Source organism: Ruegeria sp. CH8, from assembly GCF_056536985.1.
This window is the reverse complement of the sequence record NZ_JBQFQR010000011.1, coordinates 26,777-48,987: the sequence shown is the minus strand read 5'-3', so window position 1 is coordinate 48,987 and position 22,211 is coordinate 26,777. Positions and strand designations below refer to the sequence as shown.

Genomic DNA, 22,211 nt, shown 5'->3' with positions numbered 1-22,211 from the left:
GGGTCGCCGCAGTCCGAGGTCAAGATATCTGGGTGCGGGCCAGTGCATCCGTCACAAGCTCGTGTGGCAACCACATGAGATCTGCCGTTCGGGTCCACAGGATTGCCGTGCGGATTTCCCGACCCGGATAGATTTGGGCAAGCGCCTGCGCGTAAGCTCCCATCTGACGCAACAGACCTTCGGGGCACGCTGCGGGGCTGTTCGGAACCGTGGCATTTGATTTGAAATCAATCACCTGCACGTTCGCTTCCGTCACGATCAGCCGGTCGATCACCCCGTGCATTCGCCGCCCGTCCAGCTCGGCAGTGACAGGAACTTCGGCCAGTGCGTCGCCCGCGAATGCGGATTGCAGATGCCCCGCAGTCAGAACGGCCTGTGCCTCAGTCAGCAGCTCTTGTCGGTCTGCATCCTGCATATCGGGCAGAACCCGGGCGCAGAACTGCGGCCATTTTTCCTGCGCGACCAATGGCAAATGCTCCAGCAGCAGGTGCAGGCGTGTGCCTCGCAGCTTGGCGGCCTCTTCATCCTGACCGGACTCGCCGGGCAGTGCTTTGGCCCCGCCCAGATCAGAGGGGCTGAGCGTTTCCGGCGCAGGGTCCGGCACAGTGGCGGGGTTCAGGAACTGATCTGGCAGTGGCGCGTGGGCAATTTCGGGTTCCGCGTGTTCGACAATCGGAAGCGCGTCCCAATCCGCATGGGACAGGCGCAGCGTACCGGACCCCGGCAGCTGCGTGGCCCCTGCCCGCGCTATCGCGGCCTCAACCATCTGATACCAACTGGTTCCGTCCTTGCCGACATCCCCCGCCGCACCCACGATCAACCACTTTTCTGCCCGTGTTAGAGCCACATAAAACAGCCGAAGACGTTCATTCTCTTCCCGTGCCCGCGCCTCGGCCCTTGCCTTGGCGATTAGGCCCGGAGACGCGTCTGCGGGCACTTTCCACAGTGGTGTGCCCTCACCCACCATGATCTCAGCATCACGCGGGGCCTGCCGTTTGCCGGTGTCCGGCAGGATCACGATCGGCGCCTCAAGGCCTTTGGAGCCATGCACGGTCATCACCCGAATCATGTTGCCGACGCCGCTCATCTGCCGTTTGATTTCCAGATCGTCGGTCTGCATCCAAACCAGAAAACCGGTCAGGCTGGGGATATCCGTCCGCTCATAAGCCAACGCCTGCGACAGCAGCGCGTTGATTCCATCCTCGGCCTCGGCCCCCAGACGCCCCAGCAGTTTGCGCCGCCCATCATGGCGGGTGAGGATGCGCTCGATCAGGTCATAGGGGCGTAGAAAGTCGATCTGACCGCGCAGATCGTTGAGAATCTCCAGCGTTTCCGGGAACTCTTCGGCACGATGACGCAGCGCCGCCCACAGGAATTGCTCCTGCCGCTTATGTGCCAGATCGAACAATTGCTGCTCCGTCCAGCCGAACAGAGGCGATTTCAGCACGGTCGCCAGCGACAGGCTGTCTTCGGGCGTGGCCAGAAAGCTGAGCAGCGCGGTCAGGTCTTTCACGGCCAGTTCCGCACCCACCTTCAGCCGGTCGGCCCCGGCGATGGGTAGGCGCAGGGCCTTACACGCGCGGATGATCTCAGCAAACAGGTCCGAGCGGCGCTGCACGAGGATCAGGAAATCCCCCGGCTGCACCTTACGCCGCACGAATGTGCCGGGCGTTTTGCCGTCCTCAGGAATCGTCTCTCCGCGGTCGATCATATCCTTGATGGACTGGGCCACCTTCTCGGCCAGAATGACGGTGTGATGCCGTGTGCCGGGGCGGTCGACCGGATCGGTCCAGTCGCCGTCATCATCTTCGTCGACCTTTTCGACCACCGGCCACAGATCGACACGTCCCGGCAGATCGGATTTGAAGGCACGGTGTAGACTGTCCTTGTGAAACCCGGCCTCAGCCCGGTTTTCGAACAGGATATCGACCAGAGACAGGATCGCGCTGGAGGATCTGAACGAGTATTCAAGCGTCGAATCCCAAAGTTTAGAGCCTGATTCCGCAAGTCTGCGCCCAAATTCCTGCTGCATTCGGTCAAAGGCCTGCGGGTCGGCACCCTGAAAGGAATAGATCGACTGTTTCTTGTCGCCGACCACGAAAATCGTGCGCTCGACCCCGGATCGGGCCCCTTCCCCGCTGGTGAATTCCTGCGCCAGTTTCTCGACCACGTCCCATTGGTCGGGACTGGTATCCTGCGCCTCGTCCACCAAAATGTGGTCGATACCGCCGTCCAGCCGGTACAGCACCCATTCCGACACGGCCGGGTCGTTCAGCACCTGCCGCGCGCGCAGAATCAGGTCATCGAAATCCAGCCAACCACGCAACTGTTTGCGCCGTTCATATTCCGGTAGGAAGGCAGCGGCAAAGCGGTGCAGCACATTCGTCTTGCGCGCCGCGACCAAGGCCAAACGCTGTTCCCGAGTGGCCTCAATACGCAACATGAAAGACTCAAGCTGCGGCATCTGGGCAGCCAACGCCCCTTCGCGCAGGGTTTTGGTGGGAAAGCTGTTGATCTTGGCGGTAAACGGCTCTTTGGCCGCTTTCCCGGTCAGAAACACGCTTTCCAATGCCGGCAGGCTGTTGATCCGCGCCTCGGTAAACGCCGCTAGCTTGGTCGCTGCTTTGGCGTTGTTGCCGCCGCTCTCTGTCAGCGCTGGCAGGATCGAGCGGATTAGGTCAACCTCTCCCCCCATGAAAACGCGGGCCTGCAGGGCGTCTTCGTCAAACCCATCCGGTAGATCAAAGCGGCGCAGCAGGTCGGACCAGTCCAGCGGTTGGGCAAACAGGTTCCGTTTGTGGGTGATGGCAGCGGTCAGGTTTTCGAAGCCGGTGTCGGTGACGAAACGGGCGACATCCTCGATCAGCGAGGCCTGCGGGCCTTCGGCGAAGTCTTCGACGATCTCCTCGCGCAACAGGGCAGCGGCGCGGTCCTCCATCTCGGAGAATTGCGGGCTGACTCCGGCCTCCAGCGGAAAGCGCCGCAGCAGCGAGGCGCAGAATGAGTGGATCGTTTGGATCTTCAGACCGCCCGGTGTCTCAATGGCGCGGGCAAAGAGGGTGCGGGCCTGTGCCAACCTTTCGGGGTCGATCACACCCGGCACGCCCAAGTCGGTCAGTTGAGCCAGCAGCGCGTCGTCGTCCAACATCGCCCACTCACCCAGCCGTTTGAACAACCGGTTCTGCATCTCACTGGCCGCGGCCTTGGTATAGGTCAGACAAAGGATGTGCTGCGGCTGCACGCCACCCAACAACAGACGAGCCACCCGGTCGGTCAGAACCCGTGTCTTGCCCGAGCCCGCATTGGCTGCCAACCAGGTCGAGGCATCGGGCCGCGCAGCCTGCACCTGCCGTTCGGTTGCATCATTGCGGGCGTTCATTTCAGCACCTCCGGATCGGTCTCATCAGTGCGGTCCCATTCGCCAAAGCGGGCCAGATGATCATAGTCGCCAATATCGGTGTCCTTGTGCAGCATCCGGCGCGATGTGAACCCCTGATCAGGCTCTAAATAGGCAGAAACCAGCTCTTTCAGCTCGGCCAGAACCTTGTCGGGTGGTTCCTTGGTCAACGGTGCTGCGACCTCTTTATAGGTGCCACCCATGCCGATAAAAACTGCTTCGGCCACTGGCAGAGGGTCGATGCCTTCTATTGCGCCCTGCTCGGCCATTGCCGCCTCGATCAGCAGCTGTTTGTCGAACTTGGCCTGCTGGCTTTCGGTCGGAGGCGTGCCGGTCTTATAATCCACAAGCCGCAACGCACCTCGGCTGTTATGGTCGATCCGGTCGGCCCGGCCGGCGATGGTGAAATCCAGTGGGTTCAGTACCAGTTTCATCGCCGCCTCGAACGCCACCGGCCCCCCGTCGCCGCGCCGGGCGGTTTCGGCAGTCAGGAAATCGTCGGCAATGCGTTCCAACCTAGCCAGCCACAATTTCCGGGCGGTGGGCCAAGCGACATGCTGGTCCAGCAGGGTCTCGGCGCGTTTCAGGAAATTCTCTCGGGTCAGCAAAGCACCGTCCAACACGCTGTCCTTGACGAAATGTTCGAGGATTTCGTGGATGACGATTCCGCGCAGCAAGGCGTCCGGGGCCTGCACCAAAGGATCCAGAGGCCGCAGCCGCAGCACATGTTTGGCGTAGATCGCATAGGGATCGCGGATCAGTCGTTTGATTTCGGTAACGCTCAGACGACGCGGGCGTGCGGTGATCGGCGGGCGCGGAGACGGGCGTGGCGCTGGGTCAATCCTCGGCGCGGCCTCAAGCTGTTCCGACCAACGCAAGTATGTCTGGCCACGGGCGCGCATTGCCGACAGGGCCTGTGGACCACCCTGCCCCGGCAAGCCCTGCAACAGGTTTGTCATCCGGTTCAGCCATCGCGACGGCACGGTTTCGGCGTCATCGGACCGGGTCGCGCGGGTCAGCCAGACTTCGGGCGCGCCGACAGCCTGTTGGAAGTCATGGGCTGACAGGCCAATACGGCGCTCGGGCAGCAATAGCCTGGCCTTGTCTCGCATCTGGCGGTTGAGCCAGGGGTCCGGCGCGGCGGCCTCGGGCCAACTACCTTCGTTCAGACCGCCAAGGATCAACAGGTCGGCACCCTGCACCCGCGCCTCGAGCGTGCCCCAGATCATGATATGCGGATGCGGTGCGTCGCGGTCACGGACCTCTTCGCCGGCCAGCAGCGCCCCCAGCAGATCGGCGAAATCACGGGCGGTTATCGGACCGCCATGTTCGGCCTCATCCTCTAGCGCGGTCAGAACTTTCAACGCCTTTTGGCCTGCGTTCTTCTCCCACAGCGATCCGGTTTCGCCATCGCTACCCGCTGAAATTGCCTCGGCCAAGGTGCGCAGGCGCGTCACCCAATCCGACAAGGGTAGCTCACCGGTGATATGCTGGTCGCAGAACTGTGTCGTCAGCCAGCGCATCCAGCCCTCGGGCACCTCTTTGCGGATGGCAAACGCGGTCAGACTGACGCTGTCGGGGAACGGAGGGCCATGCCGCCGCAAGTCCAGCTCCAGGTCGCGGCTATGCAGCAAATGCGCGCCGCGATCGCCGCCACCGTGACAGAGCGGGTGTTTCAACAGGGTCAGCAGCGCCTCACCTTCCAGCCGCCGGGTGAACAGCCCCGCCACATGGCGCAAGAACCGGCCCGGAGGCGACAGCTGCAGCGGCAGGCCCGCGCTGTCATCGGGCAGGATGTTCCAGCGATCCAGCGCGGCGCTAACCTGACGGGTCAGCATCCGGTCGGGTGTGATCAGCGCGGCGGTCTGACCGGTTTCTGCCGCCTCGCGCAGGCGCAGAGCGATGGCCAGCGCTTCGGCCCGGGGGGATTGTGCCTCGACCAGTGTGAGGTCTTTGGTTGCTGCATCCAGATCGGTCAGCTGCGGGCCTTCGGACATCCAGGCATCAGTGATCGGAGCGGGACGTAAGGCCAGTGAAATCAGTCTATTACGCGCAGGTGAAGGCGCCTGATCATCGGTCCAGCGTTCGATCCGGTCGGGCTGAACCTTAAGCCGGGTCATCAGTTTGCGGAACCGGTATTGTGGGTGATCTTCCGAGGTCAGCGCGTCGTCTAATCCCCGCCAGACATGATCCGGTTGGTCGAAATCGTAGCCGGGCAGGATCAGCGCCCCTTGGGGTAAGCAGGCAACGGCCTCCATCAGCATCAGCGTGGTGCCGCGCGAGCCGGTAGAACCCGCAAGGATCACAGGGTGTTGCGGTGGCGCCACCTGCCAGCGGTCGATCAGGTTTTCGACCACTGAACGTTGCCGCGCCTGCGCATCCAGTGCATCGGGGCCAGAGTCGATAAAGTGATCGGCGATCCCGATAAATGCCTGCGCGCGGGCCCAATGACCTGACATATCGCTGACATCCAGTTTGCGGATCGCATCGGGTGAAACGCCCTCGCCCTGCATCTCGTCAATCAGTGCGGCCAGACTGTCGGACAGATCAAAGAGTGAGGACCGCGCGGCCAAATCAGGCTGTTGTTCCAACAGCTTGGCGATCAGTTGCGTCAGTTCCAACCTGCGCCGCAGGGCCGATATGGCGGGAGGAATCTGCGCCAGATCGACGCTTTCACCCAGGTCGGTGACCAGTGAAAGCCGCGGCAAGAGGCAAGCGGGCCCCTGATCGAACAGATCACGCACGCGGCGGGCCATGCGGCGGGTGTTCACGACCAGTTGCACCCGTGCTAGGGCCTCGGGCGGGTGCTCGGCGTTGCGCAGGCGAAGCCCGTCCACCAACGCTTTGGGGAAATCCGATCCGGGCGGAACGGCAAAGACGCGGGGGGCGGTGCTGGGTTCAAACATCCGCGATCAGCCCTTCGGCTAAGGTAATCCCTTCGGGGCGGCCTACATCGCACCAGCGGCCGGGATAGGTGGCCGCAAACAGGCGACCTTGGCTATGCATTTGGTCCCAAAGCAGGTTCAGCGAAAATGCCTTGTCTGGAATGGCCATCAGCCCTTCGGTTTTCAGGATTTGCACCCCGCCATAAATCAGGCCAGGGCCACGGGTGATCCGGCCCTCGGCATCGGCGGTGAAATCGCCCGTTCCAGAGTGGCCGATGGTCTGGTCAAGAGGAACGCACATCAGCAAAGCATCCATCCGATCGGGGTCCCAGGCATCGCGCAACAGGGTCAGAGGGTTGGGCCCGGCCCAGATCGCATCGGTATTTAGGGTGAAAACCGGGTTTGGCCCTAGCAGAGGCAGAGCCGCGCGCAATCCGCCTCCGGTTTCCAGAATCTCGGGCTCTTCACGAGACAGCAGTACGCCTTTGGGGGCCAGATGTGCCTCAAGCTGGTCGGGCAGGTAGTGGAGATTGGCCACCACGCGATCAGGTCCCAAGCCCTCCACCAGATCCAGCGCATGGTTGATCAGGGGGCGGCCTGCGACCTCGATCAGAGGTTTCGGGCGATCCTTGGTCAGCGCGCCCATGCGGGTGCCAAACCCGGCGGCGAACAACATCACGGCTTCGGGATGTCGGGTCATGTCTGTCTGAGCCTGTCCAGGTTTTCCGGGGTTGGCGCGGGCAGGGCCGCGCGCAGCAGATCGGCCACCGTCGCCAACGCCGGGTGATCCAGATCGCGCATCAGATGCGTCCATGTGGCCGGGATCAGATCAATATACTGAGGTTTGCCGTATTCCGTCGCCAGACGGGCAAATACGCCCAGAATCCGCAGGTTTCTCTGCGCCCCTAGCACGGCATAGGCGGTGCGGAAGTCGTGATCGTTCACGCCGGTTGCGGTGATATAGCGGTTGACCATCCGCATCTCGGTGCCCGCGGCCACATCGCGGCGGACATCCTGCAGCATTGACACGAGGTCATAGGCCGGATGGCCCAGCATGGCGGTCTGGAAATCCAGCAGGCCCACCCGTTTCACGCCGTCCCGGTCCGGCAGCCAGATCATGTTCTCGGCATGGTAGTCGCGCTGGATCACCACTTTGGTCCCCGAGGTTTCCTGATGCAGAATGTCAGAAAATCGGTATTCGAACTGTTCCTGCGCACTTGTGTCGTGCTGACCCTGAACCGCTTTCGCGTATTTGGTAAAAGACAACGCCGCCAGTTCGGTCATCAGAGATGGGCCGTAAGAGGGCAAAGACAGGGTGGGGGCCTTGTGTAGCGCGATCAGAACGTCGGTCGCGGCCTCGTATAGCTGCCGCTCCATCTTTGGGTCTTGCTTCAGAACGCGGGCAAACAGGTCGTCGCCCAGATCTTCCAGCAGCAGAAAGCCGAATTCCGTATCCTCGGCGTAAATTTCGGGAGCGCTGAGGCCAACAGAGCGCAAATGGTTCGCCATGCGCACAAAATCCGCGACCGGTTCGGCCTTACCCGGAGGGGAATCCATCAGCACGGCGGTCCGACCGGTATCGGGATCGGTCAGACGTTCATATCGACGGTTTGACGCGTCCCCGGCCAGCGGTGCACGTGTGGCGTTGGCCCATGGTGTTTGTGCAATCAGCGCCTCGGCCAGCACAGCGCGGTTTGTCATTTGCCGCTCTCCAGTTTGAGGGGCCATTTTGGATCGGACCACGACAGGGTCAGATGACGGTTTTCCATCGTATTAGGGTCTGTTTTAAAGCTTAGTTTGAGGGCGGTTTCAGGGGTCAGTGGGCCAAGTTTGTCCGGCCATTCGATCAGGCAAATTGCTGTGTCAAACGCTTCGGTCAGGCCCAGTTCCTCGATCTCTTCCACTGCAGACAGACGATAGAGATCGCAATGCCAAATCTCGCCCGCCAGGGTGTCATAGGCCTGAACAAGCGTATAGGTGGGCGAGGGCACATCCTCGGGCACGGTCATCAGCGACTGGATCAGGCTGCGGGCGAAATGGGTCTTGCCGCTGCCGATCTCACCTTCAAGCAGAACCACGTCGCCGGGGTGCAATTCCGCCCCCAGACGGGCGGCGAATTGCGATGTTTCTTCGGGCGAAGTCAGGGTGATCGAACGAGGGTGCAACGTCATGGCGCCACAATGACCTCAGGCCTTGTCGGCTGCAACCCGGTTCAGGCGCAGATTTGGCGGATCGGTTGTGTAGCCCCAAGCTCGTCCACCATGAACCTGACAATCGTCGCGCCGTTCTGCATAGGGCTGACTGTGCAGATCAAATTGGTCCCATCTCGCAACCGAAGGCCACTGGACCATTCCGCACGGGCGTCTCGGGTTTGCACGAAGTCGCGGATCTCGCCCAGAATAGGCGTGGCTGTGCATTGTTCCTGCCAGCTGCGCGTCACATCCAGTACCGACTCTGGTTCGAATCCGGCCTCATCGGATTCCCCCCACAATTTCTGATAGGCACGGTTGGTGATTGCCAATGTTCCATCATCGCCGAAGACCGCTATTGCATCGGCCAGCTTGTCCAGAACCGATTGCATCAGATCCATCTCCGAGCGGAACCGACGGGTCAGGGTAATTTCCGCGGTGATATCCTCAAACAGAAACCCCACAGCTCCGTCTGGATGTGGGCGTCCGCTGACCGAGTAAACTGACCCTGAGGGCAAAGACCACGTTTCTTGGTAATTTCCATCCTCGGCAGCTTCGAGCAGGTCGTTCATTTGAGCGCACCATCCGCGATAGTTCTTGGGTTCCGGCATCATGTGCTGATCGCGCAACCGATCGAAAAAGCTGGATAGGCTGGGGCGGCAGCTGAGGAAATCCGGGGGCAGGGTGGTCAGGTCGATCAGGGCCGGGTTAAACAGGGCCAACTGTCGGTTGCGGTCGAAGATCGCCAGCCCGATGGACAGTTGGGCAAAAGTTTTCGTCATGGTCTGGACGAATTTGCGCTGGGCGGTTTCGGCGGCAACTATAGCATTGATATCAACCGCATAACACAGGTAACCTTCGGGATGATCAACCTGTGTCAGATCGAACCATAGCTTGTTCTCACTGCCTTCGGACGAAATAGAGATGCGGGTTTTTGCTCCTAACCGCGCATCCGCGTCCGCCCCGGGAAACAGCGGAGCCGTCAGATCGGTATCCAGGCCGCGAACCTTTCTGACCAAGGCGACATAGGCGGCATTGCACCAACGGACATTGCCTTGATGATCCAGCAACCAGACGGGATAGGGGGCCTGTTCCATCGCCAGACGGATCGGATCCTGCGCGTCGCGCTGGACCGGGGTGGAACGTTCGGCGCTGTCGTGCAGTTGGACGCGGACGATGCCATCAATCCATTCGCACAGGATGTCTCGTTCGACAGTGCAGTCGATGGCGGGAATGACCAGCATGCCCTGATGCCGGATATGGTCGGGTGATTCGGGAAAGCTGGGAAAATCCCGCTGCAGCAGACGACGCAGGTCGGGCCAGTCGCGGACGGCTTCGAACCCTTCCAGCGCGATATCGGAATGGCTAATCAGGCGAATGCCATCGAATAAAAACACCGCATCATACAGTGATGCGGGTGTGGACAAGCCGAAATTGGCACCCCTCTGCCTGCGGCGGGGCAAGAGCCATTGCACTGCCAGACTGGCAGATGTCAGGCTGATCGCGGCCAGAATGATCCAGTCGACCATGTGCCCTCCGGAACTGATACCGGAGGAATTATGCGTGTGAATGGTTAACGGGGTCTTAACTCAGACCCGGATCTGCTGGTTTTCTCCGGATGGAACAGGGGTGTCGCCAGTCTGGGCATCCACCAGATTGCGCGGCCACGACACCCGCACAATCGCGCCGCGGCGTTCAGGATTGTCGCACAGGGTCTGATAGGGGTCCGAGCCGTTGGCAAAATCCAGCTCGGCACCGCTGCGTTCCAGCAGGGTCTTGGCGATGAACAGGCCCAGCCCCATGCCTTCATATTCCGGGCGGGTTCTTTGATCTTTCTCGACCCGGCGGCGGCGCATGAAGGGGTCACCGATCCGGCCGATCATCTGCGACGGGTATCCGCGCCCGTCATCCATGATGTTTACGGTGATCTGATCCGTGGTCCATTCGGCCTCGACCCAGACATTGGCGCGGGCAAAATCCACAGCGTTCTGGATCAGGTTGCGTAGGCCGTGGATGATCTCGGGCTTGCGCAGGATCGACGGTTGCTGAACATCTCCGTCGCCCGCCGGACCTTCGGCAAAGTGAACGAACTTGCCTCGATGGAGGTGCGGCTCAGCGGCCTCATGCACGACGGTGGACAGGGGGGCCTGACGCAGGTGCAGATCGTCTTTCCCGGCTCGGCCCATGTCACGCAGAATATCGCGGCAACGATTGGCCTGTTCTCGGATCAGGGCGGCGTCCTCTTTCAGGTCGGGGCGGTCATCCAGTTCCTCAATCAGTTCGGAACTGGTCAGTTTGATTGTTGCCAGTGGCGTGCCCAGTTCATGCGCAGCGGCGGCAACCACGCCGCCCAGATCGGTCAGTTTCTGTTCCCGTGCCAGCGCCATATGCGTGGCCGAGAGCGCCTCGGACATGGACTGCACTTCGGAACTGACGCGGTGGGAATAGGCGCCGATAAAGACGATGGCGATGACAACTGCCGCCCAATTGCCGAACAAAAGCAAATCCGGAATCTGTAGTATCAAGCCTTGTTCGGTGCGCAACGGCAGGTGAAACTCGGCCAGTAAGCTTGTCAGCACAATCGCCACCGCCCCCACGATCACGGTCGAGCGCGTGCTCATCACATTCGCAGAAATCGTCACCGGCCCCAGCAACAGCAGGGCAAAGGGGTTGTTCAGGCCACCGGTCAGGTACAACAGGATCGCCAGCTGAGACAGGTCGAATAGCACCATCAGGAAGTTTTCGAACTCAGTCAGGCGCTTGTTTTTCGGAAACAGCAGGATGGCGGTCATGTTGCCCATGACCGAAACGCCGATGGCCAGATAACACAGCGCCAACTCCAGCTGCACCTGAAAATACTGTTGTGCAACCGTGATGGCGGTGAACTGGCCGATGATGGCCACCCAGCGCAGGAGGATCAGCGTGCGCAGCCGGATCCAGCTGCTGCGTTCCTGACTGCGCCATAATGTGATGTTGGAATTTGCCATCGGTCGATTATGTCCTGTTGCATCGGCTGATCATCTTGATAGGTGTCCGGGCCGAAACGATCAACAACCCCTCTCATCCCAGGATTGATGCCATGATCCGCCTTTACGCCATCCTTGCAACCGTTGTTCTAACCGTTGGTCTGGGCGCCATGTGGCTGCTGACGCGAGGGGCGGGGTCGGACGATCAGTTCGCACAATGCCGGTCTGCCCAAATCGCGGGCGGTACAGCGGCAATCGGCGGCCCGTTCGAGCTGGTCAATGGCAAGGGCGAAACTGTCACCGACGCCGATGTGATCACCGAACCGACGCTGGTTTATTTCGGCTATACCTTCTGCCCTGATGTCTGCCCCTTTGACATGTCGCGCAACGCCGAGGCAGTGGACATTCTGGCCGAGCGCGGCCAGTCGGTGACACCGCTGTTCATTTCGATTGATCCCGACCGTGACACGCCCGAAGTGGTGGATGACTTTGCCTTCAATCTCGGCGGTAAGACTATTGGCCTGACCGGATCACCCGAGCAGGTCAAAGCCGCCAGCCAAGCCTACAAGACATACTACCGGGCGCATGACAAAAGCGATGAGTACTATCTGGTCGACCATTCCACCTTTACCTATCTGGTGACGCCCGAACAGGGCTTTCTTGAATTTTTCAACCGTGATGACACGGCGGAACAGATGGCCGACAAGGTCGGGTGTTTTCTGGACAAGCTCTGATCCGTTTGACCTTTGGAATGGCGCTGCTATTACTCATGTTTAAGCCAACGGCGTGAAATAGCGGAAAGAACAGAATATGGCGGACAGCACTGACCTCGATATCGGCCCCGATAAATCCCTGCTTCTGGTGGATGATGACGAGCCGTTTCTGAGGCGACTGGCCAAAGCCATGGAAAAACGCGGGTTCGAGGTTGAAACCGCAGGGTCCGTCGCCGCAGGCCGCGCCATTTCCACCGCCCGCCCGCCCGCTTACGCCGTAGTCGATCTGCGGCTAGAGGATGGCAACGGTTTGGATGTGGTCGAAGTTCTGCGCGAAAAACGCCCCGACAGCCGGGTCGTGGTTCTAACCGGATATGGCGCGATTGCCACCGCAGTGGCCGCCGTCAAGATCGGAGCAACCGATTATCTGTCCAAACCCGCTGACGCCACCGACATCACCAGCGCACTATTGGCCAAGGGCGACGAACTGCCCCCGCCGCCGGAAAACCCCATGAGCGCGGATCGTGTCCGTTGGGAGCATATCCAGCGGGTCTATGAGTTGTGTGACCGGAACGTGAGTGAAACCGCCCGCCGCCTGAACATGCACCGCCGGACCTTGCAGCGGATACTGGCGAAGCGCAGTCCTCGGTGAATTGCTGTCACTGCTACGTGATTTGATACTTCAGCTTTCATTTTCGATTGTCTGCTTTGAAAAATGAAGACAATAGAGGAGTCTCTTAAATGATCGGCTATGTGACCATCGGCGTTTCAGACATGGAGCGCGCTAAGGATTTTTATACGAACCTGTTTGCCGAAAAAGGTGCAAAAGTTGTGATAGATGCTGGTCGCATTGCCTTTATCGGCAACGATCCCTCGGCTCCGATGCTCGCTGTTTGTACTCCATTTGATGGCGAAGCTTGTACAGCGGGAAATGGTGGCATGGTTGCCTTTGCAGCCGAGTCCAAGGACGAAGCCAAGGCACTTTATGACAGAGCTATCAGTCTTGGTGCTACAGACGAAGGCGAACCCGGACAACGGGTTCCGGATCGGTTTTATGGCGCTTATGCCCGCGATCTGGATGGCAATAAAATCTGTTTCTACGTCTTCGGCTAAAGCTGATCCAGCAGAGCTTCATGTCGCGCCATATACGCTCGTCGTACTTCAACCGGCGGGCGTAAGGTAATCTCCAACCCCTCCATCACCGCCTTATCCGGCCGACCAAAGAATTTGGTCGCCTCGGCCTCGGAAAAGCCCGCGATCTGGGTGGCCTCCATCCAGGCGCTGATCTTGTCGGCCTTTTTGATCTGTCGTTTCACCGTTTTCGGCACCGCAGCAGGCAGGCCAAAGCGGATGTGGATCGCGGCGGCCAACCGATCGTCCAGCGCGCCGTAATCGGGGCCGACGGCGGATTTGACCGGAGAGATCATATCTCCGATCACATATTCCGGCGCGTCGTGTAACAAAGCCGCGAGCCGCCATTTTACCGGTGCTTTCGGGGCAATCCGGCCAAAAAGCTCTTCGACCAGCAGGGAATGCTCGGCCACGGAATAGGCAAAATCCCCTGCTGTTTGACCGTTCCAGCGGGCCACAAAGGCCAGTCCGTGGGCGATATCTTCGATTTCGATGTCCACAGGAGTCGGGTCCAGCAGGTCCAGCCTGCGCCCCGACAGCATCCGCTGCCATGCTCGTGCTTGTGTTGCCATTCTGCCATGCCTTGTGAAGTTGGACACGCTAATTTCGCGCTTTTGTGTTATGATGTACCTGTCGAGATCACCAGCTGCCAACTTTTTCTTGACCAGTCGTGCTTTGAACCAGTGCGTGGTGATACCGACATTTGTGCTGAGGGGGGTGCATGCTCCTCCTGGTGTGCCCCTCTCGGAACGTAACTCGTATCGAAGGGAGCTAGCTATGTTTAAGCGTCTGTTTGGAATTACTCTGGCCTTTGGAATGGCCGCCACTGCCCCACCCGTATTTGCCCAAAGTTGTGCGCAGCGCGAGCATGTGATCGACAAGCTACAGAACAGCTATTCAGAAGAGTTGGTCTTTGGCGGATTGCAGAAAACGCGCGGTGCGCAGACGATTATGGAGGTCTGGACCTCGAAGGAAACCGGAAGCTACACGGTTCTGGTGACCCAGGCGAATGGCATTAGTTGTATTGTCGCCGTTGGCACCGATTTTTTTGAAGCGATCCCGAAGATCAAGCTAAAGGGTCAACCCAGCTGATTTGAGAAGCGGAATACCCCGTTTCCGGCCATTCACGTTGCCACCTGCCTCAAGGAATGTTAGGGGCAATTTGGACTGTGTTTTACCGGAGTGGAGTAACTAATGGCCGGGGACTATATCGTTAAAGACATTTCATTGGCGGGCTTTGGCCGCAAAGAGCTGGACATCGCTGAAACCGAGATGCCGGGGCTGATGTCACTTCGTTCAGAATATGGTGAGAGCAAGCCTCTGAAGGGCGCCCGTATCGTCGGGTCGCTGCACATGACCATCCAGACCGCCGTTCTGATTGAAACGCTGGTGGCGCTGGGCGCGGATGTGCGCTGGGCGTCGTGCAACATCTTCTCGACCCAGGATCACGCCGCCGCCGCTATTGCCGAAGCTGGCATTCCGGTCTTCGCCATCAAAGGCCAGACGCTGGAAGAGCATTGGGATTATCTGGACAAGTCCTTCCTGTTCGAAGACGGTCCGAACATGATCCTGGACGATGGTGGCGATGCAACGCTGTACATCCTTTTGGGTGCACGTGCCGAGGCAGGCGAAGACATCATCCCTGTTCCGGGTTCGGAAGAGGAAGAGGTGATCAAGAAGCAGATCGCCAAGCGGATGGCGGCGTCTCCGGGCTGGTTCACCAAAATGCGTGACCAGATCCAGGGCGTGTCCGAGGAAACCACCACCGGCGTGAACCGTCTGTATCAGCTCGTGAAAGACGGCCACCTGCCGTTCCCGGCGATCAACGTGAATGACTCGGTCACCAAGTCGAAATTCGACAACAAATACGGCTGTAAGGAATCGCTGGTCGATGGTATCCGCCGCGCCACCGACACCATGATGGCCGGTAAGGTTGCTGTTGTTTGTGGTTATGGTGACGTGGGCAAAGGATCGGCCGCGTCGCTGCGTGGCGCCGGTGCCCGTGTGAAAGTGACCGAAGTCGACCCGATCTGCGCCCTGCAAGCGGCGATGGACGGGTTCGAAGTCACCCTGCTGGAAGACGAAGTTGCATCGGCTGATATCTTCATCACCACCACCGGCAACAAGGACGTGATCCGCATCGAGCATATGCGCGAGATGAAGGACATGGCTATCGTCGGCAACATCGGCCACTTTGACAACGAAATTCAGGTCGCCAGCCTGAAGAATCACAAGTGGACCAACATCAAGGAACAGGTGGACATGATCGAGATGCCCTCGGGCAACCGTATCATCCTGCTGTCCGAAGGCCGTCTGCTGAACCTCGGCAACGCCACAGGCCACCCGTCCTTCGTGATGTCGGCATCCTTCACCAATCAGGTTCTGGCGCAGATCGAACTGTTCACCAAAGGCGATCAGTACGAAAACAAGGTCTACATCCTGCCCAAGCATCTGGATGAGAAAGTGGCCCGTCTGCATCTGGACCGCATCGGTGTGAAGCTGACCAAGATGGACAACGAGCAGGCGGCTTATATAGGCGTAAAGCCCGAAGGCCCGTACAAGCCTGAGCATTATCGCTACTGATTTTCGCAAATGTCGGAAAAGAAGCGGCGGCCGATTGGCCGCCGTTTTCTTTTGCCGTCAACGTAGTGAGGGTATGAAGTCTCCGCGGCCTTGAGGGGTAAAATCCAATATGTTCCACAGGGGCCAGGCCGCATCCACGTGCCGCGGATGCCATTCGCTGGGCTCGAAGAACAATTCCGAGCTCCAGAAATGAGTGATGCCGTCTTGATCGCACTGAAAGACATTCAGGATCGGCAGTTGGCTTCCGTCTTGGGCTTCGGCCAGATAGTCGCGCTGATAATCCGTACCAAGCGCGGAATAGAGCGGCAGATCATTCCACTCCATCTTTGACTTGAGAGCGACCAGTTTTTCTGTGGTGTTTTGAGCCACCACTGCAAAAGCTATTTTCTGAGAGATATGTGCGACTTGTCCATTCAACCCGTCCAGAAAGGCCGAACACATCGGGCAGGGCGACTGTGCGTCAGGACCGTACATGAGGGAATAAATGGCCAACGTATCGTGAAAGCCGAACAGAGATGACAATGGTGCAGGCTCACCCCGTTCTGATTTGAAAATATAGTCCTGCAGAATTTCCCCTCCTTTAGGCAGGTTGCGCCGCAGGTTTGCAACCTTCTCGACATTGGCTCTTAGGTCGGCCTCCGCCTTCAGCAGGGTGTTTCGGGCGGCTCTGTATTGTGGGCTCTCGTTTGGTAGTGACACGGGCATTGTGACCTCCTGACTTCGAGTGGTAGTCTTTATTTAACGTAAATGTTAAATAGAGCCGAGTCAAAACCAAGTTGAGGATCGACTTCACGGTTTTAGGGGGAATGCTGTGAATTTTTCCCTTTGTGCTATTTTTTGCGCCCGTTACCGTGTTTGCGGCGCTGGTGTAGCCAGAAACCAATTTTGAACCAGGAGATGACCATGGGAAAACGCGACGATCTGATCGCCAAATATGCAGAAGACCTGAAAGACAAATGCGGGATGGACGCCGATATGGACCTGCTGACAAAGGTTACCATCGGTTGCGGTCCGGCGATCTATGACGCCGACGCGTCAACCGTGGCAGCCACGCAGGACGGTGAGCTTGAGACCGTCAAGAACAACTTTCTTATCAAGAAACTGGGTCTGACCGAAGGACCGGAATTGATGGAGGCCATCAACAAGGTTCTGGAGACCTATGGCATGTCCGAGCGCAACAAGTACCGTGCCGTGGTCTACTACATGCTGACAAAGCATTTCGGCAAAGAAGCCGTTTACGGCTAATCTGCCCGTTTTTCGATATAGCGCCCGCCCCCATCGGCGGGCGTTTTGTATTTGAGCCTTTTTTTAAGGACTTAGCATTTGAAATGGTTGCCGAAACCCGGCTATGGTCCAAGTGTGACCAGGACGGTCAGAGCCAGAGATTTCCATACGCGTGTGGTGAGTAGGGAGCACGCGGGGGTAGGGAAGGTTCTGCATCCGTCAGGACCTTCCCTTTTTATCAATCCGCTGGCGTTTCACCCATTGCGCAGATCACCTGCCATTCGGCCTCGCTGACCGGTTGCACCGACAGCCGAGAGTTCTTCACCAGCACCATCTGATCCAGACGTTCATCCGCTTTGATCTGGTCCAGTGTTACCGGCGTTGTGAACGGTCGCACCGCCTTGATATCCACGCATTCCCAGCGATCATCATCAGTAGTGCTGTCGGGATGAGCCTCAGCGCAAACCTCGACGATGCCGACAATGGCCTTGTCCTTTTGCGAGTGATAGAAAAACCCGCGATCGCCGACGGCCATCTGCCGCATGAAATTGCGCGCCTGATAGTTGCGCACGCCGTCCCATTCTTCGCCCGCATCCCCTTTTGCAACCTGCTGGTCCCAGCTCCAGGTCGACGGCTCGGATTTGAACAGCCAATATGCCATCAACCGATGACCTTCTTCCACGGGATCAGGTCGACGGACTGGAACAGCCCTGCCTTGGCATAGGGATCGTTTTCGGCCCAGATTTCCGCGGCGGCCATGTCTTCGACCTCAAGGATCACAAGCGAGCCGATCATCGCGTCACCGTTCAGCAGCGGACCGGCCTGAGAAACAACGCCGGTTTCCTCAATATAGGCCAGATGCGCGGCGCGGTTGTCCAGCCGGGTTTGCAGGGCGCCGTCCTTGTCACGGGCGATGAGGGCGATCAGCATGTTATTCCTCCTTGAGGGGTCGGTTAAGCAGGGTTTCGATGGCTTGTGTGACACTGTAGATGCCGTGGCTCAGGTCTGCCACTGTGGCGCTGATGGGCATGTCCAGACCCTCACGTGTGGCAATCTCGGACATGGCGCGCGCAGTAGCGACCCCTTCGACTGTTGTGTGGCTGTCAAAGGGGCGATTCAGACCCAAACTCAGGCCAAAACGGTAGTTTCGGGACAGCTCAGACGAGCAGGTGAGGACCAGATCCCCCAGCCCTGACAGCCCCATCAACGTCTCTGGTTGCGCGCCACGCATCAGGGCAAAGCGCTGCATTTCGGCAAATCCACGGGTCATCAGGGCGGCGCGGGCACTGTCGCCGAGGCCCGCCCCGATGGCTGCTCCGCAGCCAATGGCCATGACGTTTTTCAACGCTCCGCCCAGTTCCGCACCGATCACGTCGGTGGTGCGATAAAGGCGCAGGTTGGCCGTGGTCAGCTCATGTTGCAGGGTCTGGCTCAGATCGTCATCGGCGCAGGCCAGGGTCAACGCGGTGGGCAGACCGCGCGCGATGTCATCGGCAAAGCTGGGGCCGGTCAGAAGGGCAGGGCGGGCGTCCGGGATGGTTTCGCGGATCACGGAAATGGGGCCGAGGCCGGACGAAAGCTCTATCCCCTTGCAGCAGGCGACCAGTGTTTTCCCAGCCAGCACCGTGGCGTGTTCCTTCAGGGCCGCGCGCAGTTTCTGCATGGGTACGGCCAGCAACAGCACGTCGGCCGTAACCGCATCCTGAATATCGGCCGTCACCGTGATCGCTCCCGGCAGCGCCACGTTTGGTAGTCGCGCGGTATTCTCGCGGTTGTTCTGCATGTGTCGGGCGTATTCGGCGTTTCGCGACCACAACGTAACCGGCCCGTTTCCAGCCAGCGAGATCGCGAGTGCCGTGCCGAACGCACCAGAACCCAGTACCGAAACACTCATGCCTTTGCGCCTTTCTTGCCGCTGCCCAGCATGGCGGGGCTGGTTTGGTCCAACGGCCAGCGGGGTCGGGCGGTCAGGTCCAGACCATCGCGGGCACCGGCGCGAAATCGCTCCAGCCCGGCATAGGCGATCATGGCCGCGTTGTCGGTGCACAACGCCAGCGGAGGCGCTGTGAAACGGGTGCCTTTTTCGGCGCAAACAGTCTCTAACGCGGAACGAATTGCCGAGTTCGCAGCAACACCGCCAGCCACAGCGATCACCGGGTCAGAGGGGTCTTCCTCCAGATACAGATCCATGGCACGGCGAGTCTTTTCGGCCAGAGTGTCCACAATGGCCTGCTGAAACCCGGCGCACAAATCCGCGCGGTCCTGCCGGGTCAGGCCGCCTTTTTCGGCGACGATCTGATCTCGCATTCGCATCAGCGCGGTTTTGAGACCCGAGAAGGATAGGTCACATCCGGGGCGGTCCAGCAAAGGCCGGGGAAAGCGGAAGCGTTTAGGATCGCCCGACCGCGCCTCGACCTCGACCGCGGGGCCACCAGGTTGCGGCAGGCCCAGCAGGCGAGCGGTTTTGTCGAAGGCCTCGCCAGGCGCGTCGTCGATGGTGCCGCCCAAACGGGTGAACTGTTCCGGCCCGTGCGCGATCAGGTATTGACAGTGGCCGCCCGATACCAAGAGCATCAAATAGGGGAACGAGATCCCGTCGGTCAGACGCGGTGTCAGCGCGTGTCCAGCCAGATGATTCACGCCAATCAGTGGCAAGCCGGTCGCGGCGCTCAGCCCTTTGGCACACATGACGCCGGACATAACACCGCCAATCAGACCCGGCCCGGCGGTGACGGCAATGGCGTCGATGTCGGCCAAGGTCAGACCTGCGGCCTCAAGCGCCTGCATGACGCAGGTATCCAGCTTTTCCGCATGGGCACGGGCGGCGATCTCGGGCACCACGCCGCCGAAAGCGCTGTGCAATTCGGTCTGGCCATGCACGATGGACGACAGCACTTCGGCCCGCGCGCCATCCGTTTGGCGCACCACGGCTGCTGCCGTGTCGTCACAGCTGCTTTCCAGCCCGAGGACGGTAAGTGTTTGCACCATTGGCCTGATCCGTTACACCTTGATTGCCAAGCGGGGTATCACCCCGCGCGGATGCAAACAATCCCAAGGCGGAAGGCGCCGACTGTTGTATTTGCTGATGACTCGCCCGCGTGCGGCCTCTGAACGGTTCGTTGCGCAGCTGCCGACCCGCACCAGATCACGGGTCGACGTCATCTATTCCCCGATCCTCGAGATCAAACCCCTGCCGATCAGCGTGGATATCAACGGGGTGCAAGGGCTGATTTTCACGTCGGCCAATGCTGTGAATGCTGCCGTGTCTCTGGGTCTGACACGGGACATGCCTGCTTTTTGCGTGGGTCCTGCGACCACAGGCACCGCAAAAGGCGCTGGTTGGGATGCGCAGATGGTTGGTGCAACTGCTGAGGAACTGGTGGCCTTTCTGCTGAAGCATCGGCCTGAAAGTCCACTGCTGCATCTTCGGGGCGAACACAGCCGCGGAAACATAGCCACCCGCCTGACCGAGTCGGGCCTGACCGTGCGCGAACAGCCCGTCTACCAGCAGCGACTGTTACCGCTGACATCCGAAGCTGCGGCGGCCGCCGAGGAAAATGTGCCGGTCATCGCGCCGCTCTTTTCGCCCAGAACGGCGCGACAATTTGCCGATATCTGGGTCGGTTCGGCGCCCTTGTGGCTGGCCGCAATCAGTGACGCGACTGCGGAAGCCCTTTATTCCTTGGACTATGCGCGCCTGAAGATCGCCAAAGAGCCAACCCCGAAGAAAATGCAGAAAGCGGTTAAAAAACTTGTGAAACACGCGATGCGGGTTGAGGGCGGCGAGGCCACCGATTAACCTAGAGTGGTCTGTTATTCATGTGAAATTGGATTCGATAAGGGGAATATTGCGGTGGCTCGTAAGAAAAAAACCGATCAAAAGCCGGTGGAAGACCCCAAGTCGGATGAAGTGGTTGAAACCGTTTCCTCGCAGAACGATGCGCCTCTTGACGCGACCCAGCCGGTAGAAGAGGCCCTTTCCGAAGCCGAAGCCGAAGCCGAAGCCGAAGCCGAAGCCGAAGCCGAAGCCGAAGCCGAAGCCGAAGCCGAAGCCGAAGCCGAAGCCGAAGCCGAAGCGGCCATCGAGCCGGTTGTGGAAGAACCTGTCGCAGCGGTCGCAGACAAACCCGCCGAACCTGAGCCGGAAAAACGCGGCGGCTTTGTGCCGGCCCTGCTGGGCGGTGTGCTTGCGGCCGGGATCGGGTTTGCAGCAGGCAGCGCAGGTTTCTTCGGGTCCGGCGAGTCCGATGGCCTCGCGGCGCTTGAGGCGAAACTGAATGATCAGTCCAGCCAGATCGAGGCGCTGAGGAAATCCTCCTTGGCCGACAGTTCAGATAGTTCGGATGTGGACAGCAAAATTGCCGCCCTGACGGATCAGATCACGCCGATCAGCGCGGAACTGGACACGGTGAAGTCCAGCCTCGACGGGCTGGCGGGCAAGATCGATCCTCTGGCCAGCCGTCTGAGCGATCTGGAAAGCGGCGCGCTGACGCAAGGCGCCTCGCCCGAAGTGTCAGCCGCTTTTGAAGCCGAACTGAAGAAACTGCAGGATTCACTGGCCGCGCAGCGGGCCGAGGTCGAGAAAATGGTCTCAGACGCGCAAGCGCTTGAGGCGCAGGCCGCTGCCAAGGCGCAAGCGGCCACCAATGCATCGATCCTGTCTCAGGTGCACAGCCAACTGGACGCTGGCCAGCCTTATGATGGTCTGGTGGCCGAACTGACAGCTGGCGGCGTGACCGTGCCCGAGGCATTGTCGACGCCGGCAAAAGATGGTGTTGCCACCCTGGCCGCACTGCGGAGCTCTTTCGCGCCTGCAGCCCGCGCGGCACTGGCCGATGCGCGAGATGCGGACAAGGCCACGGGTCTGGTCGCGTTCCTGCAGCGCCAGACCGGCGCGCGCTCGGTTACACCGCAAGAGGGCGACAGCCCCGATGCGGTCTTGTCGCGGGCAGAGGCTGCGCTGGCGGGCGGTGATGTTGGAACCGCGTTGAGCGAACTGAAATCCCTGCCCGAAGCGGCCCAAACAGCGATGGCCGATTGGGAGCAGGCGGCTCAAACCCGTGAGGCTGCGGTAGACGCCGCAAATGCGCTGCAATCCAGCGTAAACTCGAACTGAAGGACCT

The 22,211-nt window shown here is 59.8% G+C and carries 21 protein-coding genes; 8 read left to right on the top strand and 13 right to left on the bottom strand.

Annotation, left to right across the window (positions count from 1 at the left end; translation table 11 throughout):
• Positions 1-19: 19 nt before the first annotated feature.
• The 7 genes from addA to regB are packed head-to-tail and all read right to left on the bottom strand — an operon-like array spanning position 20 to position 11,458.
• On the bottom strand, positions 20-3,379 hold the full coding sequence (gene addA, locus ACR0ER_RS13635) for a double-strand break repair helicase AddA (protein ID WP_480769412.1): 3,360 nt from the start codon (positions 3,377-3,379) through the stop codon (positions 20-22).
• Positions 3,376-6,303 (bottom strand): double-strand break repair protein AddB, encoded by a 2,928-nt coding sequence (gene addB, locus ACR0ER_RS13630; protein ID WP_480769411.1) that lies wholly within the window; start codon positions 6,301-6,303, stop codon positions 3,376-3,378. Before addB ends, addA begins: the two co-directional genes overlap by 4 nt.
• Positions 6,296-6,982: a nucleotidyltransferase family protein gene (locus ACR0ER_RS13625; protein ID WP_480769410.1), complete on the bottom strand. Its 687-nt coding sequence runs from the start codon at positions 6,980-6,982 to the stop codon at positions 6,296-6,298. The genes addB and ACR0ER_RS13625 overlap by 8 nt, the downstream gene beginning before the upstream one ends.
• On the bottom strand, positions 6,979-7,983 hold the full coding sequence (locus ACR0ER_RS13620; RefSeq protein ID WP_480769409.1) for an aminoglycoside phosphotransferase family protein: 1,005 nt from the start codon (positions 7,981-7,983) through the stop codon (positions 6,979-6,981). Before ACR0ER_RS13620 ends, ACR0ER_RS13625 begins: the two co-directional genes overlap by 4 nt.
• On the bottom strand, positions 7,980-8,453 hold the full coding sequence (gene tsaE / locus ACR0ER_RS13615) for a tRNA (adenosine(37)-N6)-threonylcarbamoyltransferase complex ATPase subunit type 1 TsaE (RefSeq protein WP_480769408.1): 474 nt from the start codon (positions 8,451-8,453) through the stop codon (positions 7,980-7,982). Before tsaE ends, ACR0ER_RS13620 begins: the two co-directional genes overlap by 4 nt.
• A 41-nt stretch (positions 8,454-8,494) precedes the next feature.
• The gene (locus ACR0ER_RS13610; protein WP_480769407.1) at positions 8,495-10,000 is read right to left on the bottom strand and encodes a PAS-domain containing protein; all 1,506 of its coding nucleotides are present in this window, start codon (positions 9,998-10,000) and stop codon (positions 8,495-8,497) included.
• A 60-nt stretch (positions 10,001-10,060) separates the two neighbouring features.
• Positions 10,061-11,458, bottom strand: a complete 1,398-nt coding sequence (regB, locus tag ACR0ER_RS13605; protein ID WP_480769406.1) for a sensor histidine kinase RegB — start codon at positions 11,456-11,458, stop codon at positions 10,061-10,063.
• A gap of 92 nt (positions 11,459-11,550) precedes the next feature.
• Between regB and ACR0ER_RS13600 the strand changes: the two genes are divergently transcribed.
• The 3 genes from ACR0ER_RS13600 to ACR0ER_RS13590 all read left to right on the top strand — a co-directional run bounded on the left by ACR0ER_RS13600 (position 11,551) and on the right by ACR0ER_RS13590 (position 13,263).
• Entirely contained in the window at positions 11,551-12,171 is a 621-nt protein-coding gene (locus tag ACR0ER_RS13600; RefSeq protein ID WP_480769405.1) for an SCO family protein, read from the top strand.
• 76 nt (positions 12,172-12,247) lie between these two features.
• Entirely contained in the window at positions 12,248-12,802 is a 555-nt protein-coding gene (locus ACR0ER_RS13595; protein WP_170334363.1) for an ActR/PrrA/RegA family redox response regulator transcription factor, read from the top strand.
• Between the two features lie 89 nt (positions 12,803-12,891).
• Complete coding sequence (locus ACR0ER_RS13590) at positions 12,892-13,263, top strand: VOC family protein (protein WP_480769404.1); 372 nt, start codon at positions 12,892-12,894, stop codon at positions 13,261-13,263.
• Here the strand turns inward: ACR0ER_RS13590 and ACR0ER_RS13585 are convergent.
• Complete coding sequence (locus ACR0ER_RS13585) at positions 13,260-13,853, bottom strand: HD domain-containing protein (RefSeq protein ID WP_480769403.1); 594 nt, start codon at positions 13,851-13,853, stop codon at positions 13,260-13,262. The two genes, ACR0ER_RS13590 and ACR0ER_RS13585, sit on opposite strands and share 4 nt — an antisense overlap.
• A gap of 205 nt (positions 13,854-14,058) precedes the next feature.
• Between ACR0ER_RS13585 and ACR0ER_RS13580 the strand changes: the two genes are divergently transcribed.
• Together ACR0ER_RS13580 and ahcY are read left to right on the top strand one after the other, a co-directional pair.
• Positions 14,059-14,373 (top strand): hypothetical protein, encoded by a 315-nt coding sequence (locus tag ACR0ER_RS13580; RefSeq protein WP_170334369.1) that lies wholly within the window; start codon positions 14,059-14,061, stop codon positions 14,371-14,373.
• A 102-nt stretch (positions 14,374-14,475) separates the two neighbouring features.
• Entirely contained in the window at positions 14,476-15,864 is a 1,389-nt protein-coding gene (gene ahcY / locus ACR0ER_RS13575; RefSeq protein WP_480769402.1) for an adenosylhomocysteinase, read from the top strand.
• A 57-nt stretch (positions 15,865-15,921) separates the two neighbouring features.
• On the opposite strand, the gene ACR0ER_RS13570 is transcribed toward ahcY, so the two are convergent.
• Entirely contained in the window at positions 15,922-16,569 is a 648-nt protein-coding gene (locus ACR0ER_RS13570; RefSeq protein WP_480769401.1) for a DUF899 family protein, read from the bottom strand.
• Between the two features lie 198 nt (positions 16,570-16,767).
• On the opposite strand from ACR0ER_RS13570, the gene ACR0ER_RS13565 reads away from it, so the two are divergent.
• Positions 16,768-17,109, top strand: a complete 342-nt coding sequence (locus ACR0ER_RS13565) for a DUF2853 family protein (RefSeq protein WP_480769400.1) — start codon at positions 16,768-16,770, stop codon at positions 17,107-17,109.
• A 217-nt stretch (positions 17,110-17,326) separates the two neighbouring features.
• Here ACR0ER_RS13565 and ACR0ER_RS13560 read toward each other — a convergent pair whose 3' ends face one another.
• Genes ACR0ER_RS13560 through tsaD form a run of 4 tightly spaced genes read right to left on the bottom strand, consistent with a single transcriptional unit; the run spans position 17,327 to position 20,076 of the window.
• Complete coding sequence (locus tag ACR0ER_RS13560; protein WP_480769399.1) at positions 17,327-17,749, bottom strand: EVE domain-containing protein; 423 nt, start codon at positions 17,747-17,749, stop codon at positions 17,327-17,329.
• Positions 17,749-18,018 carry a YciI family protein gene (locus ACR0ER_RS13555; protein WP_170326081.1) on the bottom strand — a complete coding sequence of 90 codons (270 nt, stop codon included), beginning with the start codon at positions 18,016-18,018 and terminating at the stop codon, positions 17,749-17,751. Before ACR0ER_RS13555 ends, ACR0ER_RS13560 begins: the two co-directional genes overlap by 1 nt.
• Position 18,019: 1 nt before the next feature.
• Positions 18,020-18,982, bottom strand: a complete 963-nt coding sequence (locus ACR0ER_RS13550) for an NAD(P)H-dependent glycerol-3-phosphate dehydrogenase (RefSeq protein ID WP_480769398.1) — start codon at positions 18,980-18,982, stop codon at positions 18,020-18,022.
• The gene (tsaD, locus tag ACR0ER_RS13545) at positions 18,979-20,076 is read right to left on the bottom strand and encodes a tRNA (adenosine(37)-N6)-threonylcarbamoyltransferase complex transferase subunit TsaD (protein WP_480769397.1); all 1,098 of its coding nucleotides are present in this window, start codon (positions 20,074-20,076) and stop codon (positions 18,979-18,981) included. The genes ACR0ER_RS13550 and tsaD overlap by 4 nt, the downstream gene beginning before the upstream one ends.
• Positions 20,077-20,173: 97 nt before the next feature.
• On the opposite strand from tsaD, the gene ACR0ER_RS13540 reads away from it, so the two are divergent.
• Positions 20,174-20,887, top strand: a complete 714-nt coding sequence (locus ACR0ER_RS13540; RefSeq protein WP_480769396.1) for a uroporphyrinogen-III synthase — start codon at positions 20,174-20,176, stop codon at positions 20,885-20,887.
• Between the two features lie 54 nt (positions 20,888-20,941).
• The gene (locus tag ACR0ER_RS13535; protein WP_480769395.1) at positions 20,942-22,204 is read left to right on the top strand and encodes a COG4223 family protein; all 1,263 of its coding nucleotides are present in this window, start codon (positions 20,942-20,944) and stop codon (positions 22,202-22,204) included.
• Positions 22,205-22,211: the final 7 nt, after the last annotated feature.

Coding starts and splice junctions, on each gene's coding strand:
- addA (WP_480769412.1), bottom strand. CDS start 3,379: ATGAACGCCCGCAATGATGCAACCGAACGGCAGGTGCAGGCTGCGCGG.
- addB (WP_480769411.1), bottom strand. CDS start 6,303: ATGTTTGAACCCAGCACCGCCCCCCGCGTCTTTGCCGTTCCGCCCGGA.
- ACR0ER_RS13625 (WP_480769410.1), bottom strand. CDS start 6,982: ATGACCCGACATCCCGAAGCCGTGATGTTGTTCGCCGCCGGGTTTGGC.
- ACR0ER_RS13620 (WP_480769409.1), bottom strand. CDS start 7,983: ATGACAAACCGCGCTGTGCTGGCCGAGGCGCTGATTGCACAAACACCA.
- tsaE (WP_480769408.1), bottom strand. CDS start 8,453: ATGACGTTGCACCCTCGTTCGATCACCCTGACTTCGCCCGAAGAAACA.
- ACR0ER_RS13610 (WP_480769407.1), bottom strand. CDS start 10,000: ATGGTCGACTGGATCATTCTGGCCGCGATCAGCCTGACATCTGCCAGT.
- regB (WP_480769406.1), bottom strand. CDS start 11,458: ATGGCAAATTCCAACATCACATTATGGCGCAGTCAGGAACGCAGCAGC.
- ACR0ER_RS13600 (WP_480769405.1), top strand. CDS start 11,551: ATGATCCGCCTTTACGCCATCCTTGCAACCGTTGTTCTAACCGTTGGT.
- ACR0ER_RS13595 (WP_170334363.1), top strand. CDS start 12,248: ATGGCGGACAGCACTGACCTCGATATCGGCCCCGATAAATCCCTGCTT.
- ACR0ER_RS13590 (WP_480769404.1), top strand. CDS start 12,892: ATGATCGGCTATGTGACCATCGGCGTTTCAGACATGGAGCGCGCTAAG.
- ACR0ER_RS13585 (WP_480769403.1), bottom strand. CDS start 13,853: ATGGCAACACAAGCACGAGCATGGCAGCGGATGCTGTCGGGGCGCAGG.
- ACR0ER_RS13580 (WP_170334369.1), top strand. CDS start 14,059: ATGTTTAAGCGTCTGTTTGGAATTACTCTGGCCTTTGGAATGGCCGCC.
- ahcY (WP_480769402.1), top strand. CDS start 14,476: ATGGCCGGGGACTATATCGTTAAAGACATTTCATTGGCGGGCTTTGGC.
- ACR0ER_RS13570 (WP_480769401.1), bottom strand. CDS start 16,569: ATGCCCGTGTCACTACCAAACGAGAGCCCACAATACAGAGCCGCCCGA.
- ACR0ER_RS13565 (WP_480769400.1), top strand. CDS start 16,768: ATGGGAAAACGCGACGATCTGATCGCCAAATATGCAGAAGACCTGAAA.
- ACR0ER_RS13560 (WP_480769399.1), bottom strand. CDS start 17,749: ATGGCATATTGGCTGTTCAAATCCGAGCCGTCGACCTGGAGCTGGGAC.
- ACR0ER_RS13555 (WP_170326081.1), bottom strand. CDS start 18,018: ATGCTGATCGCCCTCATCGCCCGTGACAAGGACGGCGCCCTGCAAACC.
- ACR0ER_RS13550 (WP_480769398.1), bottom strand. CDS start 18,982: ATGAGTGTTTCGGTACTGGGTTCTGGTGCGTTCGGCACGGCACTCGCG.
- tsaD (WP_480769397.1), bottom strand. CDS start 20,076: ATGGTGCAAACACTTACCGTCCTCGGGCTGGAAAGCAGCTGTGACGAC.
- ACR0ER_RS13540 (WP_480769396.1), top strand. CDS start 20,174: ATGACTCGCCCGCGTGCGGCCTCTGAACGGTTCGTTGCGCAGCTGCCG.